Raw genomic sequence first — 16,754 nt, 5'->3', positions numbered from 1 at the left:
CGGCATCACTCGATTTCTTCGACGACCATCAAGTCGCGCAGACTGGCCCCCTTCGCATGGGCCAGCGCCGCCTGATAGGCGGGCGAGTTGTAGCATTCAACCGCCTTTTCAAGGCTGGGGAACCGGGCCACCACGTTGCGCGCGCGGTCATTGCCTTCCAGTTGCACATAGCGCCCGCCACGGGCCAGAAAAACGCCGCCATGCGCCGCGATGGCAGGACCTGCCTCCTTGGCGTAGCGGCCATAGGCCTCGGCATCCGTCACATGCACATGGGCAATCCAAAGAGCTGTCGGCATTGCTTATCCTCCGATCACGGCTTCCGCCGCCTTGATGGCCGCATCCGCCTGCCCGATATCCGCGCCGCCCGCTTGCGCCATGTCAGGCCGCCCGCCGCCGCCCTTGCCGCCCATCGCCTCTGCCGCCGCTTTCACCAAAGCCACCGCCGAAATCCGTGCCGTCAGGTCCGCCGTCACCCCCGCGGCGACTGCAGGTTTTGCCCCGGTATCCGCGATCAAAAGCACCGCGCCCGATCCGATCCGTGCCTTCATCTCATCGATCAGCGCAGGCAGGTCCTTGCCCGAAACGCCCGACAGGACTTGCGCCAAGAATTTCACGCCAGCCACCTCTTTGGCCTCTGGCCCGCCCTTGGCGCCACCACCCATCGCCAGCTCGCGCCGCAGCTGCGCCACCTCGTTCTGCAACGCCCGCCGCTCCTCGGCCAGCGCCTTCACGCGGTCCACAACGTCGAAGACCGGGGTCTTCAACGCCGTTGCGATCTCGGCCAAACGCGCATCCTGCACCCGCAGATGCTCCAGCGCCGCTGCCCCCGTCAGCGCCTCGATCCGGCGCACGCCCGCCGAAGAGGCCGAGTCACCGAGCAGGACAAAGGCCCCGATATCCCCGGTCCGCGCCACATGGGTGCCGCCGCAAAGTTCCAGAGAGTAGGTCTTGCCATCCGCGCCCTTGGCCGAGCCTTCAAGCACGCCCATCGACACGACACGGACCTCATCGCCATATTTCTCGCCAAACAGCGCCTGCGCCCCGATGGCGCGCGCATCGTCGGGCGTCATGATCCGCGTCTCTACGGGGCTGTTCTGGCGGACGAACTGGTTCACCTCTGCCTCGACCTGCGCCAGTTCCGCCCCCGAAAGGGCCGTCGAATGGCTGAAATCGAAACGCAGCCTGTCGGGCGCGTTCAAGCTGCCCTTCTGCGCCACATGATCCCCCAGCGCGCGGCGCAACGCCTCGTGCAACAGGTGCGTGGCGGAATGGTTGGCGCGGATGGCCGACCGCCGTCCATGCTCCACCTCCAGCTTAGCAGGCTGGCCCTTCAGGATCGACCCTTCCACCACCTCGGCGATGTGGATGAACACCCCCGCGGCCTTCTTCGTATCGGTCACATGGGCAAGGCCAGTATTCGTCCGCACCCAGCCCGAATCCCCCACCTGACCACCGGATTCGCCATAGAAGGGCGTCTGGTTCACCACGATCTGAACCGTGCTGCCCGACTCGGCCGCGCCAATGGCCGCCCCATCCGTGACCAAAGCCAGAACCACGCCTTCGGCCGTTTCGGTGTCATAGCCAAGGAATTCCGTTGCGCCATGCGCCTCGGCCAGTTCGAACCAGATCTTGGCATCCTTTGCCTCACCCGTGCCCGACCATGCCGCCCGCGCCTTTGCGCGCTGTTCGGCCATCGCCGCCTCGAACCCCTGCACATCTACCGCACGGCCCTTTTCGCGCAGCGCATCCTGCGTCAGGTCAAGTGGGAAGCCATAAGTGTCATAGAGTTTAAAGGCCGCGCCCCCCGGCAGTTCAGCCCCTTCCGGCAGACGCCCCAATTCCTCATCCAGCAGGCGCAAACCACGGTCCAGCGTCTGTTTGAACTTCGTCTCTTCCAGCCGCAGTGTTTCCTCAATCAAGGCCTGCGCGCGGGCCAGTTCCGGATAGGCCCCGCCCATCTGCCGTACCAGAGCCGGCACCAGCTTGAACATCACCGGGTCCTGCGCGCCCAGCATATGCGCATGCCGCATCGCCCGCCGCATGATACGGCGCAGCACATAGCCGCGCCCCTCATTCGACGGCATTACCCCATCCGCAATCAGGAAAGACACCGACCGCAGGTGATCAGCGATCACCCGATGGCTGGTCTTGCCCGGGCCATCTGGGTCTTGGCTGGTGGCATGGGCCGATGCCTCGATCAACGACCGCATAAGGTCGGTGTCGTAATTGTCATGCTTGCCCTGCAACAGGGCCCCGATCCGTTCCAGACCCATGCCGGTGTCGATGGACTGCATGTCCAAGGGGCGCAACGTGCCATCTGCGAACTGTTCGTTCTGCATGAAAACGTTGTTCCAGATTTCGATGAACCGGTCGCCATCCTCATCCGCGCTGCCCGGAGGGCCGCCCCAGATATGGTCGCCATGGTCATAGAAAATCTCGGTGCAAGGCCCGCAGGGGCCCGTCGGGCCCATCCGCCAGAAATTGTCATCGCTCGCGATGTGGATGATCCGGTGGTCTTCCAGACCCGCCACCTTCTTCCAGATGCCCGCCGCCTCGTCATCCGTGTGATAGACCGTGACACAAAGCTTCTTTGGGTCGATGCCGAAATCCTTGGTCAGCAATTCCCAGGAAAAGGCGATGGCTTCGGCTTTGAAATAGTCGCCAAAGCTGAAATTCCCCAGCATTTCAAAGAAGGTATGGTGCCGGGCGGTATAGCCGACATTGTCCAGGTCATTATGTTTGCCGCCCGCGCGAACGCATTTCTGTGCCGTCGTGGCGCGCTTGTAATCCCGCGTCTCGACCCCGGTGAAACAGTTCTTGAACTGCACCATCCCCGAATTGGCAAACATCAGCGTCGGGTCATTGCGCGGGATCAGGGGCGATGACTCCACCACCCGGTGCCCATTACGCTGGAAGAAGTCGAGGAAGGTCGATCGGATATCGTTCAGCGACGCCATGCTGGAAAGGCCCTTTCAAAGGCGGAAAACCCGTTTCGGACCCCACTTAGCCCCCGAACCCGCCCCTGTCCACAGCCTGAGCCGCAGGCCATGAAAAAAGGCCGGGCCCTTGCGGCCCCGGCCTCGCGTCTGGTCGACTTTCGCGCGGGATTACATGTCCAGCACGTCATCCTCACCGGCCCCGCCGGGGGCGGCGAAATCCAGCCCATTCGCGGCCCGGATCTTGTCTTCGATATCGGCTGCAAGGCTTGGGTTCTGCTTCAGGAACAGTTTCGCATTCTCGCGCCCCTGCCCGATCCGCTCGTCCCCATAGGAATACCAAGCGCCTGATTTCTCCACGACCCCGGCCTTTACGCCGATATCGATCAACTCGCCCAGTTTCGAGATGCCTTCGCCATACATTATGTCAAATTCCACCTCGCGGAAGGGAGGTGCGACCTTGTTCTTCACCACCTTCACGCGGGTCGAATTGCCGATCACCTCGTCCTTGTCCTTGATCGATCCCACACGGCGGATATCCATCCGCACGCTGGCATAGAATTTCAGCGCATTGCCCCCCGTCGTCGTTTCCGGGCTGCCAAACATCACGCCGATCTTCATGCGGATCTGGTTGATGAAGATCACCATGCAATTCGACCGACCAATGCTCGCCGTCAGCTTGCGCATGGCTTGGCTCATCAGGCGGGCTTGGCTGCCCATCTGCATGTCGCCCATATCGCCCTCGATTTCCGACTTGGGCGTCAGCGCAGCCACCGAATCGACCACGATCAAGCTTACCGCGCCCGACCGCACCAGCGTGTCGACGATCTCCAGCGCCTGTTCACCCGTGTCGGGCTGCGAAATCAGCAGCTCGTCCAGATTGACGCCAAGCTTCTTGGCATATTGCGGGTCCAGCGCGTGTTCGGCATCGACAAAGGCGCAGACCCCGCCCTTTTTCTGTTCTTCTGCAACCACATGCAGCGTCAGCGTGGTCTTGCCCGACGATTCCGGTCCGAAAATTTCGATGATCCGCCCCTTGGGCAGGCCGCCAATCCCCAGCGCAATATCAAGGCCCAGCGATCCGGTGGAGGTCGCCTCAATCTCCATCACCGGGCTGTCCTTGCCCAGCTTCATGATCGACCCTTTGCCGAACTGCCGTTCGATCTGTGCCAGAGCGCTTTCCAGCGCCTTCTGCTTGTCCATTTCGCGCTTCCCGTTCAAGTCGAGGAGGTTCGCCACCGCCATGTCCGTCTCCTTATTTCACAGCCGCGACCGGGCGGCAATTGCTGCGCATGTTCCCCAAGTGTTCTCGTTCTTATGAGCACAAAAAGAGAACAATTCAATGAAAATCGACCGAATCCAGTCTAGGCCGTGAAAGTTAAGGCAGGGTTTACGGCGCTACCCTTCTCTACGCCCATTGTGTAGAAGGGCGGCGTCGATGAAATAGGTGCCCCATGCTGGTTTTCTGGGAACAAAAGCTTGTCATCCTTGCCACGCCCAAGACGGGGTCGACGGCGATACAGGCGTCGCTCGAATCGATGGCCACCATGGCCATCCAGCGGCCCCCGGTTCTGAAGCATACCAGCGTGGCGCGTTATCATCGCTTCATCGCGCCCTATCTCGAAGCGGCGTCCGGCTCCAGCTTTACAGTGGTGGCCCTAATGCGCGAACCGCGCGATTGGTTGGGGTCGTGGTTCCGCTATCGCCAACGCGATGACATTCCTGATCAGGCCCGTTCCACCTTGGGCATGGATTTCGATGCCTTTGTTCGGGGATGGTGCGATTTCCCGCAGCCCGCCTTTGCGGCCGTGGGCTCGCAGGCCCGTTTCCTTGCGCCCAAGGGCGAGAAGGGCCTTGATCATCTGTTCCGCTATGAAGAGATCGACCAATTCGTGACCTTCCTCGAAGACCGTTTGGACTGCGAAATCATTCTGCCCCGGCTGAACGTGTCGCCCCATGCCGCGCTTGACCTTGCGCCAGAGACAGAGGCGATGCTGCGCAAAACGGCCGCCCGTGACCTTGCGCTTTATGATACCCTGCGTCCGGACGCGCCCTGATCGTCCTGCCCCTGTTCACGCCACCAATTGCGCTTGCACCATGTCGGTCAGTTCCGAAAGGGAAAAGGGTTTGGGCAAGAATACCGAACCCGGAATACGCGCCTGCAGATCCGACAGCGCCTCTTCGGCATAGCCCGACATGAACACCGTGCGCGTGCCCGGACGCCTTTCCAGCGCGCGTTGCACCCAGCCGGGGCCGTCCAGCCCCGGCATCACCACATCGGTGACGAAAACATCGATCCGCAGCCTGTCATCTTCAAGCAGGGACAGCGCCTCTTCGGCATTTGCCGCTTCCAGAACCGAAAGCCCCCTGAGGCGCAGCGCCCGCGCAGCAAAGGTGCGCACCGGGGCCTCATCCTCCACCAGCAGGATGACGCCCCCCTTGCGCGGCCCATGGCGCGCCCTGCCCGGTGCCACGCTGGCAAGCGCTGGCGGATCGCTGCAATAGGGGAACCACAGTTCGAAATGCGCCCCAAGACCGGGGGTAGAGGTAACAAAGATGAAACCACCCGATTGTTTTACGATGCCGTAAACCATCGACAGGCCCAGACCCGTGCCTTCCCCGGGCCGTTTAGTCGTAAAGAAAGGATCGAAAATCTTTCCGATCCGCTCGGCCGGGATGCCATGGCCCGAATCCTCAACCGAGATGACCACATGGCGCCCTCGCGGCACGACAGCACGGTCCCTTTCCATCTCTTCGGTCAGGGTCACAAGCCGTGTCTGCACCTGAACGACACCGCCATCAGGCATCGCATCCCGCGCATTCACCACAAGATTCATGATGACCTGATCGAATTGTCGTCGATCCGCCCGGATCGCCATGGCCTCTGCCCCATGCACCAGCTCCAGCACCACCTTTTCACCGAGAAGGCGGTTCAGAAGATGGGTCATATCCGCCAGCGCATCCTGAAGGTCGATCCTTTCGGGCTTGAGCGTCTGCTTGCGTGAAAAGGCCAAAAGCTGCGAGACAAGCGCCGCTGCGCGGTTGGCGTTCTGCCGGATCTGCACCAGATCGGGATGGTCCGGGTCATCGACCCTGTGACGCAGCAACATCAGGTCGCAGTGGCCCGTGATCGCCGTCAGAAGATTGTTGAAATCATGCGCTATACCCCCGGCCAACTGCCCGATGGCCTGCATTTTCTGGCCTTGCAGAACCTGCGCCTCAATCCGCTTTAGGGCGGTTGCATCCTGCAACACGGCCAGCGCACCGCCCCGGCCATCGGGGCGCAGAGCGACCTGAACGAAACGGTCCCCTTCATCCTGACGCACGCCACGCAGCGCCACCATTTCCACGCCGCCCGGCAAGCGCCGCGCCGCCACATCGGCAATCCAGTCCCGCACTGGCCTGCCCAGATCGACGAAAAGCCGTGCCGGTTCCGGCCGCTCGCCCGGGCCAAGGTCAAGAAGAAGCCGTGCTTCGGAATTCACATGGGTCAGATTGCCCGCGGCATCAAACCCAATCAGGGGCAGCGCCAGCCCCTCTATCAGCTCTGCCTCGTTGCTGGTCGCTGTGGCGGCCTTTACCTCCACCCGCCCCTCTTCCCCCATGCGCCGCGCCAGAGCATAGAACAGCAGCGCCAAAGTCAGCCCGGCGCCAAAAGCGGCAAGCCCCGTCGCGATATGCAGGCCCACTAGCAGTAGGGCCAAGCCGCACATCGCCGCAGAACCAAGAACAAGCGCCCCTGACCACCCGATCGGCGGTAGGGCAAGACGGCGTTCATTATCTGCGGAACGATCTGTCATTCCGCCCAGAATGCCGCCAAAGCCTTAACAAATCGCTAAGGCCCTATGCCGGAGCGCGCAGCACCGCCGCATAGAAGCCATCGCCCTCTTCCAAGGGCGTGAAGCGTCTTTCCGCTTCCAGCCGCCAATCGGGATGGCGGGTCAGGAACCCCGCGACCTGTGCCGCATTCTCGGCCTCCAGCAGGGAACATGTCGCATAGCCCAAGGCACCCCCGGCCCGAACCATCGCCGCCGCGCGGTCCATGATCCCCGCTTGAATGGACAAAAGCGTCGCCAGCCGCTCTGCTGTGAACGCCCATTTCCCTTCCGGATCGCGCCGCCAACTGCCGGAACCCGAACAGGGAACATCCGTAAGGATCAGGTCATAAGGCGCCGTATTTTCGGGATTTTCCGTAATTTTCACACGCACTCCGGCACGCGCTGCGCGGGCAGGAAGGTCGGCCATGCGCCGCACCTCGGCATCATGGGCGAAAAGCTGCAGCCGCGCCCGCGCTGCCATGGCCAGCGTCTTGCCCCCGCCGCCTGCGCAATGGTCCAACACCGCCATCCCATCAGATAGGGGCAGCATCTCCACCACGGCCTGACTAGCGGCATCCTGCAATTCCACCAGACCACCCGCATAGGCGACCGAGCTTTGCACCTTCCGCGCGCCCTCGACCACCTCCAGCGCCATCCGCGCCAGAGGATGGGGGCGGGCCACGATCCCCTCGGCCGCCAGCGCCGCGACCGCCGCCTCGCGCGTCACGCGCGCCGCATTCACCCGCAAAAAGACCGGTGCGCGACGCTGCATCGAATTCATCACCGGCTCAAAGGTATCACCCAGAGAGGCCCGCAAAGACGGCGCAAGCCAATCGGGGCAATCGATCGCCTCGGCCCCCTCGGGCACCCGTCCCGCTTCTGCCGCCGATGGCGGCGCAGGGGCATGGCCTTGCCCATCAAATAGCTCCTCTTGCCCGCGCGCCCGCGCCCAGCCCAGAACCAGCGCCCGCGCGCCCTGTCCGCCTCCAAGCGCCGCGCAGGACCGCCGACACCGCAGCACGTCAAAGACAATGTCGCGCACCGCAGCCCTGTCACCTGAACCCGCATAGCGGTTCGCCCGCCCCCAATTGGTCAGCGCGACCTCGGCGGGGCGGCCTGCCAAGACCTGCTCCAACACAGCAATCGCCGCCGCTGCCCGTGCGCCGGGGGTCATCCCTTCCGCTCCTGCAAGATATTGCCGCCATCCACCACGATCACCGCGCCATTGACATAGGATGCGGCATCGGAGGCAAGGAAACCCACCACCGCCGCCACTTCGTCGGGCGTTCCGGCCCGGCCCGGCGGCGTGGCCCGTGCAGCCAGCACCTCTTCCGGCGTCGAGGCCTCCGTCGCCACCCAGCCCGGTGCGACCGCATTCACCGTCACGCCCCGTGCCGCCACCTCCAGCGCCAGCGCATGGGTTAGCCCCACCATCCCCGCCTTTGCCGCCGAATAAGCAGACTCTCCGGGGTTCGACACATAGGGCCCGGTGACCGAGGCCATCATCACCACACGCCCCCATGCCTGCGCCACCATGCCCGGCAGAAAGGCCCGCGTCACCAGAACCGCCGTCGTCAGCGAAACATCCATCGCTCGCCGCCATTGATCGGGGTCAAGGTCAAGAAAAGAGACCTGTTCCGCCGGTGCCCCAACCGACCCCATCCCTGCATTGTTGACCAGCACATCCACCGGCCCCACCGCATCGAACAAGCGCTGCACCTGATCAGGCTCCGTCAGGTCGGCGACATGGGCCGTTACGTCAAGGCCTTCTGCAATCAGTTCAGCCGCTCGCGCATGCACGCGCCCCGTGGTCGCACAAATCGCCACCCGGTTACCTGCGCGCGCCAAGGCCCGCGCCGTGGCAAAACCGATGCCCCCCAACGCCCCCGCCCCTGTCACCAATACGCGCCGCCCCGCTGCCATGCTGCCCCCTCTTCTGCGCGGCGGACCATAGAAAAAGGCGGCCGCCTTGACCAGCGTCCGCCCGCTTGAGCCAAATTTCTTCGAAGATTATCGGGCTGCCCCTACTCTGCCTGATCCGCGGGCTTGGCGTTTAGCATGCCGTATTTCTCTTCGCCCAACCTCTCGAAGAGACCAAGCTGGGTTTCGAGAAAGTCGATATGCCCCTCTTCATCCGCAATCAGCTCGTCGAACAATGCGCGCGTGACGAAATTGCCCACCCCGTCGCGCCGGGGTATCGAGGCTGCGCGCCCCATGCTGCGCCTCCGGCGTCTGGCGCAGGGTCTGGCCGATCCGCGGCCGGTCAAGCAGTTACAGATGGGGATGCCCATCCATCACGATGATCCGCGCGATGCTGCCTCCATTGTCAGGGTCAGCATATCATGGAACAGCGGGTCTCTATCTGGTCTATCGGTCATTGCGACTTACATTTGGGCAACGGCAACAGAAGGGAAATTACCCTGCAGAATTTGTCTTCCCTGTGAGGGGGACAACAAGGCTTTAGATGTCCTGGCGAAATGCAAAACGCCCAAAGGGTTTCTCCTTCGGGCGCGCTAGTCTTTATTGGATGAGACCGTTATCCGATCCGGTAATTCGGGCTTTCCCGCGTGATCTGCACGTCATGGACATGGGATTCCTTCAGCCCCGCCCCTGTGATGCGCACGAATTGACAGCGCGACCGCATCTCGGCCACGGTGGCATTGCCGGTATAGCCCATCGCCGCCCGCAAGCCCCCCACCATCTGGTGAATGACCGCCGCAGCCGAGCCCTTGTAAGGCACCTGCCCCTCGATCCCTTCGGGCACCAACTTGTCGGATGCTGCATCCTTCTGGAAATAACGGTCGGCCGACCCCCGCGCCATCGCGCCAAGGCTGCCCATACCACGATAGGCTTTGAAGGACCGCCCCTGCCACAGGATCACTTCGCCGGGGGATTCGTCGGTTCCGGCAATCGCGCTGCCCACCATGGCGCAAGAGGCCCCCGCCGCGATGGCCTTTGCGAAATCGCCGGAAAACTTGATCCCGCCATCAGCGATCACGGGGATATCCCCCGCAGCGCGGGCCGAATCCATGATCGCGGTCAGTTGCGGCACGCCAACACCCGCAACGATCCGCGTTGTGCAGATCGACCCCGGCCCGATCCCCACCTTCACTGCATCCGCACCCGCCCCGATCAGGGCGCGCGTCGCCTCTGCTGTGGCCACGTTCCCGGCCACAACCTGCACCGCATTGGACAGCGCCTTGATCCGCTCCACTGCGCGGGCCACGCCTTCGGAATGGCCATGCGCGGTGTCGATCACCACCATATCCACCCCCGCATCGATCAGGGCCTGCGACCGTTCAAACCCCGCATCTCCCACGGTGGATGCTGCGGCAACCCGCAGCCGTCCCAACTCATCCTTGCAGGCCTGCGGGTTCAGCACTGCCTTTTCCGTGTCCTTCAGCGTCAGAAGACCCGTCAGCTTGCCCTGTCCATCCGTCACCAGCAGCTTTTCGATCCGCCGCGCCTTCATCAGGCTGATCGCCTGCTCCCGGTCCACCGGTTCGCGCAGCACGGCCAGATTAACCGCCGTCATCATCACCGAAACCGGCGTCTTGTCATCGGAAGCAAAGCGCATGTCGCGGTTCGTCACGATTCCCAGCACACGGCCCGCCCCATCCACCACCGGAAAACCAGTGATATTGTAGCGTTCCATCAGGGCCTTGGCATCCGCCAGCGTCTGGTCAGGGGTCAGCGTGATGGGCTTATAGACCACCCCGCTTTCGAACCGCTTCACCCGGCGGACCTCGGTCGCCTGCGCCTCGATGTCCAAATTGCGGTGGATCACCCCGATCCCGCCCGCCTGCGCCATGGCAATGGCCATGCGCGCCTCGGTCACCGTGTCCATCGCGCTCGACAAAAGCGGGATGTTCATGCGGATCGACTTCGTCACATTGGTGGACGTATCTGCCTCGCTCGGCAAGACGCTGGACGCCGCCGGAACCAAGAGGACATCATCAAAGGTAAGGGCCTCGCGAATCTCCATTACCGTCTCCGTGGAAGGCTTCGTTTGGCGGTTCCCCTTTTCACGCCCACCACCGGGATGCAAGGGCAAATCCCCCCGCCGCGCTGCCATGCCGCCCCTTGCACCTGCCCGCGTGCCATGCATCCTGCCGCTCATCGAAAAACCGGGGAACCCCATGCGCGTCGCCATCGTCGAAAACACCCGCATCACCCATCACGGGCAGGTCGGCGTCGCCTTGCACGAGGCGGCGGCCAAGATCGACCTCTACAAACCCTGGGCCGATCAGCGCCTTCCTGATCCGGGCAGCTTTGACGCGCTTGTGGTCTTTGGCGGCGAACAATCGGCGCGCGATGACCACAGCCACCCCTATCTCTCCGCCCTCGCCCGCCTGATGCACGTCGCAGGCAAAGAGGGGAAGGCCGTCCTTGGCATCTGCCTTGGCTCGCAACTTCTTGCGCGCGGTCTAGGCGCCGAGAACCACCTTGGCACCGCCCCCGAATTCGGTTGGTGCGAGGTGGCGCTCACCGATGACGGTCGCGCCGATCCCGTCCTGTCGCATCTTCCCGACCGGTTTCCCATTTTCCAATGGCATTCCGACACCTTCACCCTGCCCCAAGGCACGACGCGCCTTGCCGGGTCCGACGTCGCGCAGAACCAATGCTTCCGCATCAACCGTGCCACCTATGGGATGCAGTTCCACTTCGAAGCCTCGCGCGCCGTGGTCGCCGATTGGAACCGCCATTTCCCCGAGGCGGTGGAACGCAACCTTCCCGGCTGGCTGGGCACCCATCATCCGGAACGCGCGCCCGTTCAAGGCGTGCAGGCAGATGCCGCAGGTCTTGCCATCGCGCGGGCCTGGGTCGGGCTGATCGAAAGCGGAACCTGACACGGGGACCGCGCGGGCTTCAGGCACCAAGGTCGCGCCCCAACGCCTGCGTCGAACCGGAAGACGGAATTTGCGGCAAATCCCGCCGGCTCAAACCTCCGCTGCATTTGTCACGGCGGCCAACCGCCCGCTCCCCCACAGCGTGATCACCCGATAGGCAATCGGCGGGATCACCCCCAGCGCCGCGATCAGCACCACCATTCCCGGCACCTCCCACCCACAAGCGAACAGCGCCCCGGCAAAGGCCGAAAGCGGAAAGGTAAAGGCCGCCCACATCGCGCTAAAGCCTGAAGCCGTGATCCAGCGCCCCGTCACCAGCAGCGCGACGAAGATCGTCGCCGCCAAGGCCAGGGCTGTCTGAGCCATCACCTCCATCCCAAGCGTCGCGCAGATCGTCGCGATAAAGCTCATCGGTGCCAGATGGATCGCCAGCATCGGGCGCAAGGGCGCAGGCGGGATACGCCGAAAAAGCTGCACAAGGCTGATAGCCCAGATCATCCCCGCCACAACAACCGTCCACCAAACAAGCCCAAGCGCAAGCGATGGCCAGCCCACGATCAGTGCGGCAAGGCCACCGACGATGTAACCGATAAAGGTCAGATGCCAGCCGGGATTCACATCCCGCCCCTCAGGCGGCAAGGACAGCAGCACCCGCACCGTTACCAACATGACGATGCCATGCCCGATCAGCGCCGCAACCAGCATCCCCTTTCCCAAGGTCACGGAAAACGGTGCCACCGCCGCGGCAAGCGCCATGGCCCCCACCGTGGCCGCCGCAAGGCCCGTCCGCCCCGGCAGGGCCTTCATATCCTCCAGCATCACCGAAGGCCGCCGCGTCAGTTTCACCCCATAGGCAAATAGGGCATAGGCCCAAAGCATCGCAGCCGCGCCTAGCAAAAGATCGGCCAAGCCAATCGGCAACCCTGCCGCATCCAAACCCCGCCGCAGCGCTAGACCAAGGCCCAGAAGTCCGAGGATGGCAGGAAAGACCGCAGGCGGCACCCTGTCAAACCGTCCCGGACGCCGCGGCGGAAACTGCGGCGGCGGATAAAGTTTCGGTCGCGGATGCGCGCGCTCGGCCATTTGGATGCCTCTCTTTCAATTGGCATGCACCCTAACGAAGGCGACAGGCGCAGGGAACGCCCCCCGCGCGCGCCAGATCACCGCAGCCATCGGGTCATGGCGACCCGTCGGGTGGGGTGACACCCCACCTCCCCGTCAGACCAGATACGGAAACCAATCCTCCCGCAACCGCTGCCCCGCCTCCATGCCATGGCCGGCAAAGGGCGGCGAGGTCGGTCCCGGCCGGTCCACATAGCGCGCATCATCCCCGACAAGTCGCAAGGAAAACGCCCGCCGCCGCGCGGTGGTCGTATTGCCCCGCGTCCCGTGCAACGTGCGGTAATGAAAGGCCACCGCATCGCCCGGTTCCATCTCCCATTCGCGAATCTCCATCCCCTCCGCTTCAGGGTCCGGCACGGGCATGTAATCGTGATCGCCCGGATAAAAATTCGTCTCCGCCATCCAGCGCGTCGGCAGCACATCCTTGGGCCAAAGATGGCTTCCCGCCACGCAGCGCAAACTCGCTTCCTTCACCGGGTCCAGTGGCACCCAGAAAGACACCGTCTGCCGCCCCTCGACAAAGTAATAGGGTCCGTCCGTGTGCCATGGCGTCGGCTTGTTCGTGCCCGGTTCCTTCACAAGCACATGGTCGTGAAAAAGTTGCACCCGGCTTGAGCCCATCAGAGCTGCCGCCACCCCCGCCACATCCGACCCCCGGATCGCCTGTTCGAATTCCGGGATGCGCGTCCAATTGCAGTAGTCGTCAAAGAAGCGCCCCTTCTCACCGGGCTTCAAGGTCGCCATCAGTTGCGGCGATGGGCTGGCCATGTTCTTTTCCACACCCGCGCGCAACAGATCGACCCAGTCGCGAAACAAGCCCTTGACCAGAACCACTCCGTCACGCTGGTAATCCTGCACCATGCCCTCGGAAACAGCGTCTGCGATCGCCGTCATCTTGTCCTCCCAGTCGGAAATCCTTGATCCTTTGTCGACAAATCGCATGCCGTGGGCATAGCTTCCAATAATATCTTGTAATCAGGGTCATAATTGAATGCTCAACGTCACGCTCCGTCAGATCGAATACGCCACCGCCACCGCCCGCTTCGGCGGCGTCACCGCGGCGGCCGAGGCTCTGAATGTCTCGCAACCCGCGCTTTCCGTGGCCCTTGCGCAGCTGGAACAGACGCTTGGTCAACCGCTTTTTCTGCGCCGCCCCGGCGGGCGCATCACCCCCACCGCCTTTGGGCGTGGCTGGCTGGACGAGGCGCAGGCCCAGCTTGACGCCCTCACGCGCCTAATGGCGGGCGAAACCCCGGCGGCCCCCGTGCGGCTGGCCTGTTTCGAAGACCTTGCCGCCACCCACCTCGCCCCCCTCTTGCGCTTTCTCGCCACGCAAGAACCCGACATCGCCATCGCCCCCGAAATCCTGCCGTTTGAAGCGATCAGCGATGGCCTCCGCCGCGGTCGCATTGACCTTGCCCTGACATGGGATCTCGGCTTGGACAGCAGCGCCGAACGGCAGGTCTTGCAGCAGATCGCCCCCCATGCCGTGGCCGCCCCTGAACATCCCCTCGTTGCCCAAGCGCGGCGCGGCCTGACGCTGGCCATGCTGTCGGCCCATCCCCTGATCCTCGCCGATCAAGGCCCGTCTCTGGCCCATATGCGCGCACTCTTTGCCGCCCGTGACCTGCCCTTCACGGTGGCGCATCGCATCGCCACGCTCGACCTCATGCGCAGCTTTGCCGCCAACGGCTTTGGCGTGGGTCTCAGCTATTCCCGCCCCGCCGGACGGCGCAGCCATGACGGCGCGCGGCTTGTCACCCTGCCGATCCTTGATGCGGGCAGCGAACCCATTATCCTCGCCCGCACCGCAGGCAATCCGCTTCCGCCCCCGGCGGATCGGATCGCCGCGGCAATCCCTGCCTTTTTCACCCCCACCCCCGATGCCGAACAAGACGGAGACGCCTGACCAAATGTCCGCCAATTCCTATGATACCGGCCGCCTGAACCTGCCCTTTGTCGGCATCTCCACCTTCGGCAAGCGCCCCTATATCGACGACTGGTCAAAGATCGATGCCGATATCGCCATCCTCGGCGCGCCCTTTGACTTTGGGACGCAATTCCGCGCCGGCGCGCGTTTTGGGCCGAGGGCGGTGCGCGAAGCCTCAACCCTCTTTTCCTTCGGCCATGCCGGGGCCTATGACCATGAGGATGATGTCACCTATATGGGCGCCGATGTCCGCATGGTGGATATCGGGGATGCCGACATCGTCCATACCGATACCGAAAAAAGCCATGCCAATATCGAGGCAGGCGTCCGCGCCATCCTCAAGGCGGGCGCCCTTCCGGTAACGATTGGCGGGGACCATTCGATCAATATCCCATGCATCCGCGCGTTCGATGATCAGGGGCCGATCCACATCCTGCAAATCGATGCCCATCTCGATTTCGTCGATGTCCGCCACGGCGTGCGCCATGGCCATGGCAACCCGATGCGCCGCGCCGCGGAAAAAGACTATGTCACAGGCATTACCGCGCTTGGCATCCGCAACGTCTCGTCCACGACCAAGGAAGGCTATGACGCCGCCCGCGCCATGGGGGACGATATCCTGTCCGTCCGCCAAATCCGCAAATTGGGGCCAGAGGCCACCGCCGCCCGCATCCCCGAAGGCGCCCGCCTCTATGTCACTATCGACATCGACGGTTTCTGCCCCTCCATCGCGCCGGGCACGGGCACGCCTAGCCATGGCGGCTTTCTCTATTACGAGGTGTTGGAAATCCTTCAACAGGTCGCCCAGCGGCATGACATCGTCGGCATCGACCTTGTCGAGGTCGCGCCCGATTACGACCGTGACGGCACCACCGCAATCCTTGCCGCGCAAGTCCTGCTGAACTTCCTCGGCTTCATCTTCCACGCCCGAAAACAGCGCGCCTGAAAGAAAAAGGGGCAGCGACCTGCCCCTTACTCCCTCTCGGAACACGCCGCGGTCCGCCCTCAGCGATAAAGCAGCGACCGCCCATTGGCGAAGACATGCACCTTCTTCGGGTCCGCCGTCAGGGCAACGGTCTTGTACCGCAAATCCGCATGAATCCCCGGCAGCTTTGCCACGACCTGCGCCGCCTGTTCCTGGCGTTTGAAATAAAGAAGCGTCACTTCCCCCAGCGCCTCGGTAATCTCCACTTCTCCGGTAAAGATCGCATCCCCCGTCGCCGCTACCAGATCCTCTGGCCGCACGCCGATATTGACCTTCAAACCCTTATCCGTAGCCATCGTCGGCACCAATGACCGCGCCACGCCGCCATTCTCAAGACGAATGACTGTGGTTTCACCCGTCTCCACCACTTCACCCGCCATCAGGTTCATCGACGGGCTGCCAATGAACTGCGCCACGAATTCATTTTCGGGCCGTTCATACAATTCCAAAGGCGTGCCGACCTGGCTGATCCCGCCCCCCGCCAGCACCACGATACGGCTGGCCAGCGTCATCGCCTCCACTTGATCATGGGTCACATAGATCATGGTGGAATTCGGCATCTGCTCTTTTAGCTGCGCGATCTCGATCCGCGTCGCTACTCGAAGCGCGGCATCAAGGTTCGAAAGCGGTTCGTCAAAGAGATAGACCTTCGGGTCCCGCACGATGGCCCGCCCGATGGCCACCCGCTGGCGCTGGCCCCCCGACAGGGCCTTGGGCAAGCGGTCCAGATAGGGCGTCAGTTGCAGGATTTTCGCCGCCTTATCGACCGCCGCCGCAATCTCCGACGCTGATTTCTTGGCGATCTTCAGGGCAAAGGCCATGTTGTCCCGCACGGTCATATGCGGATAAAGCGCATAGGATTGGAACACCATCGCAATCCCCCGCTGTGCGGGCGGCACGTCATTCATCATGACGCCGTCGATGGTGAACTCCCCTCCCGTAATCCGCTCCAACCCTGCGATCATGCGCAAAAGCGTGGATTTCCCGCATCCCGAAGGGCCGACAAAGACGATCAACTCGCCCGTCTTGATGTCAAGGTTGATGTTCCGCAGAACCTTCACCTCGCCATAGGCCTTCTCGACATCGACCAGTTTCAACTCGGCCATCCCCGTC

General features: G+C 63.2%; 15 protein-coding genes. 4 read left to right on the top strand and 11 right to left on the bottom strand.

Going from position 1 to position 16,754, the window contains the following annotated elements; translation table 11 throughout:
• Positions 1–5 precede the first annotated feature (5 nt).
• The 3 genes from QF092_RS03905 to recA form a co-directional block, all read right to left on the bottom strand.
• Positions 6–296 (bottom strand): DUF1330 domain-containing protein, encoded by a 291-nt coding sequence (locus tag QF092_RS03905; protein ID WP_125323858.1) that lies wholly within the window; start codon positions 294–296, stop codon positions 6–8.
• Positions 297–299: 3 nt separating this feature from the next.
• Entirely contained in the window at positions 300–2,957 is a 2,658-nt protein-coding gene (gene alaS, locus QF092_RS03900) for an alanine--tRNA ligase (protein ID WP_281467809.1), read from the bottom strand.
• A 150-nt stretch (positions 2,958–3,107) separates the two neighbouring features.
• Complete coding sequence (gene recA / locus QF092_RS03895) at positions 3,108–4,181, bottom strand: recombinase RecA (RefSeq protein ID WP_281467808.1); 1,074 nt, start codon at positions 4,179–4,181, stop codon at positions 3,108–3,110.
• Between the two features lie 209 nt (positions 4,182–4,390).
• On the opposite strand from recA, the gene QF092_RS03890 reads away from it, so the two are divergent.
• Positions 4,391–4,993 carry a hypothetical protein gene (locus QF092_RS03890; protein WP_281467807.1) on the top strand — a complete coding sequence of 201 codons (603 nt, stop codon included), beginning with the start codon at positions 4,391–4,393 and terminating at the stop codon, positions 4,991–4,993.
• Between the two features lie 15 nt (positions 4,994–5,008).
• Here the strand turns inward: QF092_RS03890 and QF092_RS03885 are convergent, their stop codons facing one another.
• From QF092_RS03885 to guaB, 5 genes are all read right to left on the bottom strand, one after another.
• Entirely contained in the window at positions 5,009–6,736 is a 1,728-nt protein-coding gene (locus QF092_RS03885; protein ID WP_420026493.1) for an ATP-binding protein, read from the bottom strand.
• Positions 6,737–6,779: 43 nt separating this feature from the next.
• Positions 6,780–7,928 carry an RsmB/NOP family class I SAM-dependent RNA methyltransferase gene (locus QF092_RS03880; RefSeq protein WP_281467806.1) on the bottom strand — a complete coding sequence of 383 codons (1,149 nt, stop codon included), beginning with the start codon at positions 7,926–7,928 and terminating at the stop codon, positions 6,780–6,782.
• Entirely contained in the window at positions 7,925–8,677 is a 753-nt protein-coding gene (locus tag QF092_RS03875; RefSeq protein WP_281467805.1) for an SDR family NAD(P)-dependent oxidoreductase, read from the bottom strand. The genes QF092_RS03880 and QF092_RS03875 overlap by 4 nt, the downstream gene beginning before the upstream one ends.
• Before the next feature lie 101 nt (positions 8,678–8,778).
• Complete coding sequence (locus QF092_RS03870) at positions 8,779–8,970, bottom strand: hypothetical protein (protein ID WP_337250651.1); 192 nt, start codon at positions 8,968–8,970, stop codon at positions 8,779–8,781.
• A 320-nt stretch (positions 8,971–9,290) separates the two neighbouring features.
• Positions 9,291–10,739, bottom strand: a complete 1,449-nt coding sequence (gene guaB, locus QF092_RS03865; RefSeq protein ID WP_281467804.1) for an IMP dehydrogenase — start codon at positions 10,737–10,739, stop codon at positions 9,291–9,293.
• Between the two features lie 88 nt (positions 10,740–10,827).
• Between guaB and QF092_RS03860 the strand changes: the two genes are divergently transcribed.
• On the top strand, positions 10,828–11,604 hold the full coding sequence (locus QF092_RS03860) for a type 1 glutamine amidotransferase (protein WP_281467803.1): 777 nt from the start codon (positions 10,828–10,830) through the stop codon (positions 11,602–11,604).
• Between the two features lie 90 nt (positions 11,605–11,694).
• Here QF092_RS03860 and QF092_RS03855 read toward each other — a convergent pair whose 3' ends face one another.
• Positions 11,695–12,687 carry an SLAC1 family transporter gene (locus tag QF092_RS03855; protein WP_281467802.1) on the bottom strand — a complete coding sequence of 331 codons (993 nt, stop codon included), beginning with the start codon at positions 12,685–12,687 and terminating at the stop codon, positions 11,695–11,697.
• A 135-nt stretch (positions 12,688–12,822) separates the two neighbouring features.
• Complete coding sequence (locus tag QF092_RS03850; protein ID WP_281467801.1) at positions 12,823–13,620, bottom strand: phytanoyl-CoA dioxygenase family protein; 798 nt, start codon at positions 13,618–13,620, stop codon at positions 12,823–12,825.
• 97 nt (positions 13,621–13,717) lie between these two features.
• Between QF092_RS03850 and QF092_RS03845 the strand changes: the two genes are divergently transcribed.
• Both QF092_RS03845 and speB read left to right on the top strand, forming a co-directional pair.
• On the top strand, positions 13,718–14,635 hold the full coding sequence (locus tag QF092_RS03845; protein WP_281467800.1) for a LysR family transcriptional regulator: 918 nt from the start codon (positions 13,718–13,720) through the stop codon (positions 14,633–14,635).
• A 4-nt stretch (positions 14,636–14,639) separates the two neighbouring features.
• Positions 14,640–15,602, top strand: a complete 963-nt coding sequence (gene speB / locus QF092_RS03840; protein ID WP_281467799.1) for an agmatinase — start codon at positions 14,640–14,642, stop codon at positions 15,600–15,602.
• 59 nt (positions 15,603–15,661) lie between these two features.
• Here speB and QF092_RS03835 read toward each other — a convergent pair whose 3' ends face one another.
• Positions 15,662–16,747, bottom strand: a complete 1,086-nt coding sequence (locus QF092_RS03835; protein ID WP_281467798.1) for an ABC transporter ATP-binding protein — start codon at positions 16,745–16,747, stop codon at positions 15,662–15,664.
• Between the last annotated feature and the right edge of the window lie 7 nt (positions 16,748–16,754).

The organism is Fuscovulum ytuae (genome assembly GCF_029953595.1).
Classification (GTDB): domain Bacteria; phylum Pseudomonadota; class Alphaproteobacteria; order Rhodobacterales; family Rhodobacteraceae; genus Paragemmobacter; species Paragemmobacter ytuae.
The sequence above is the reverse complement of the archived record's forward strand: the minus strand, read 5'-3'. Positions and strand labels throughout refer to the sequence as shown.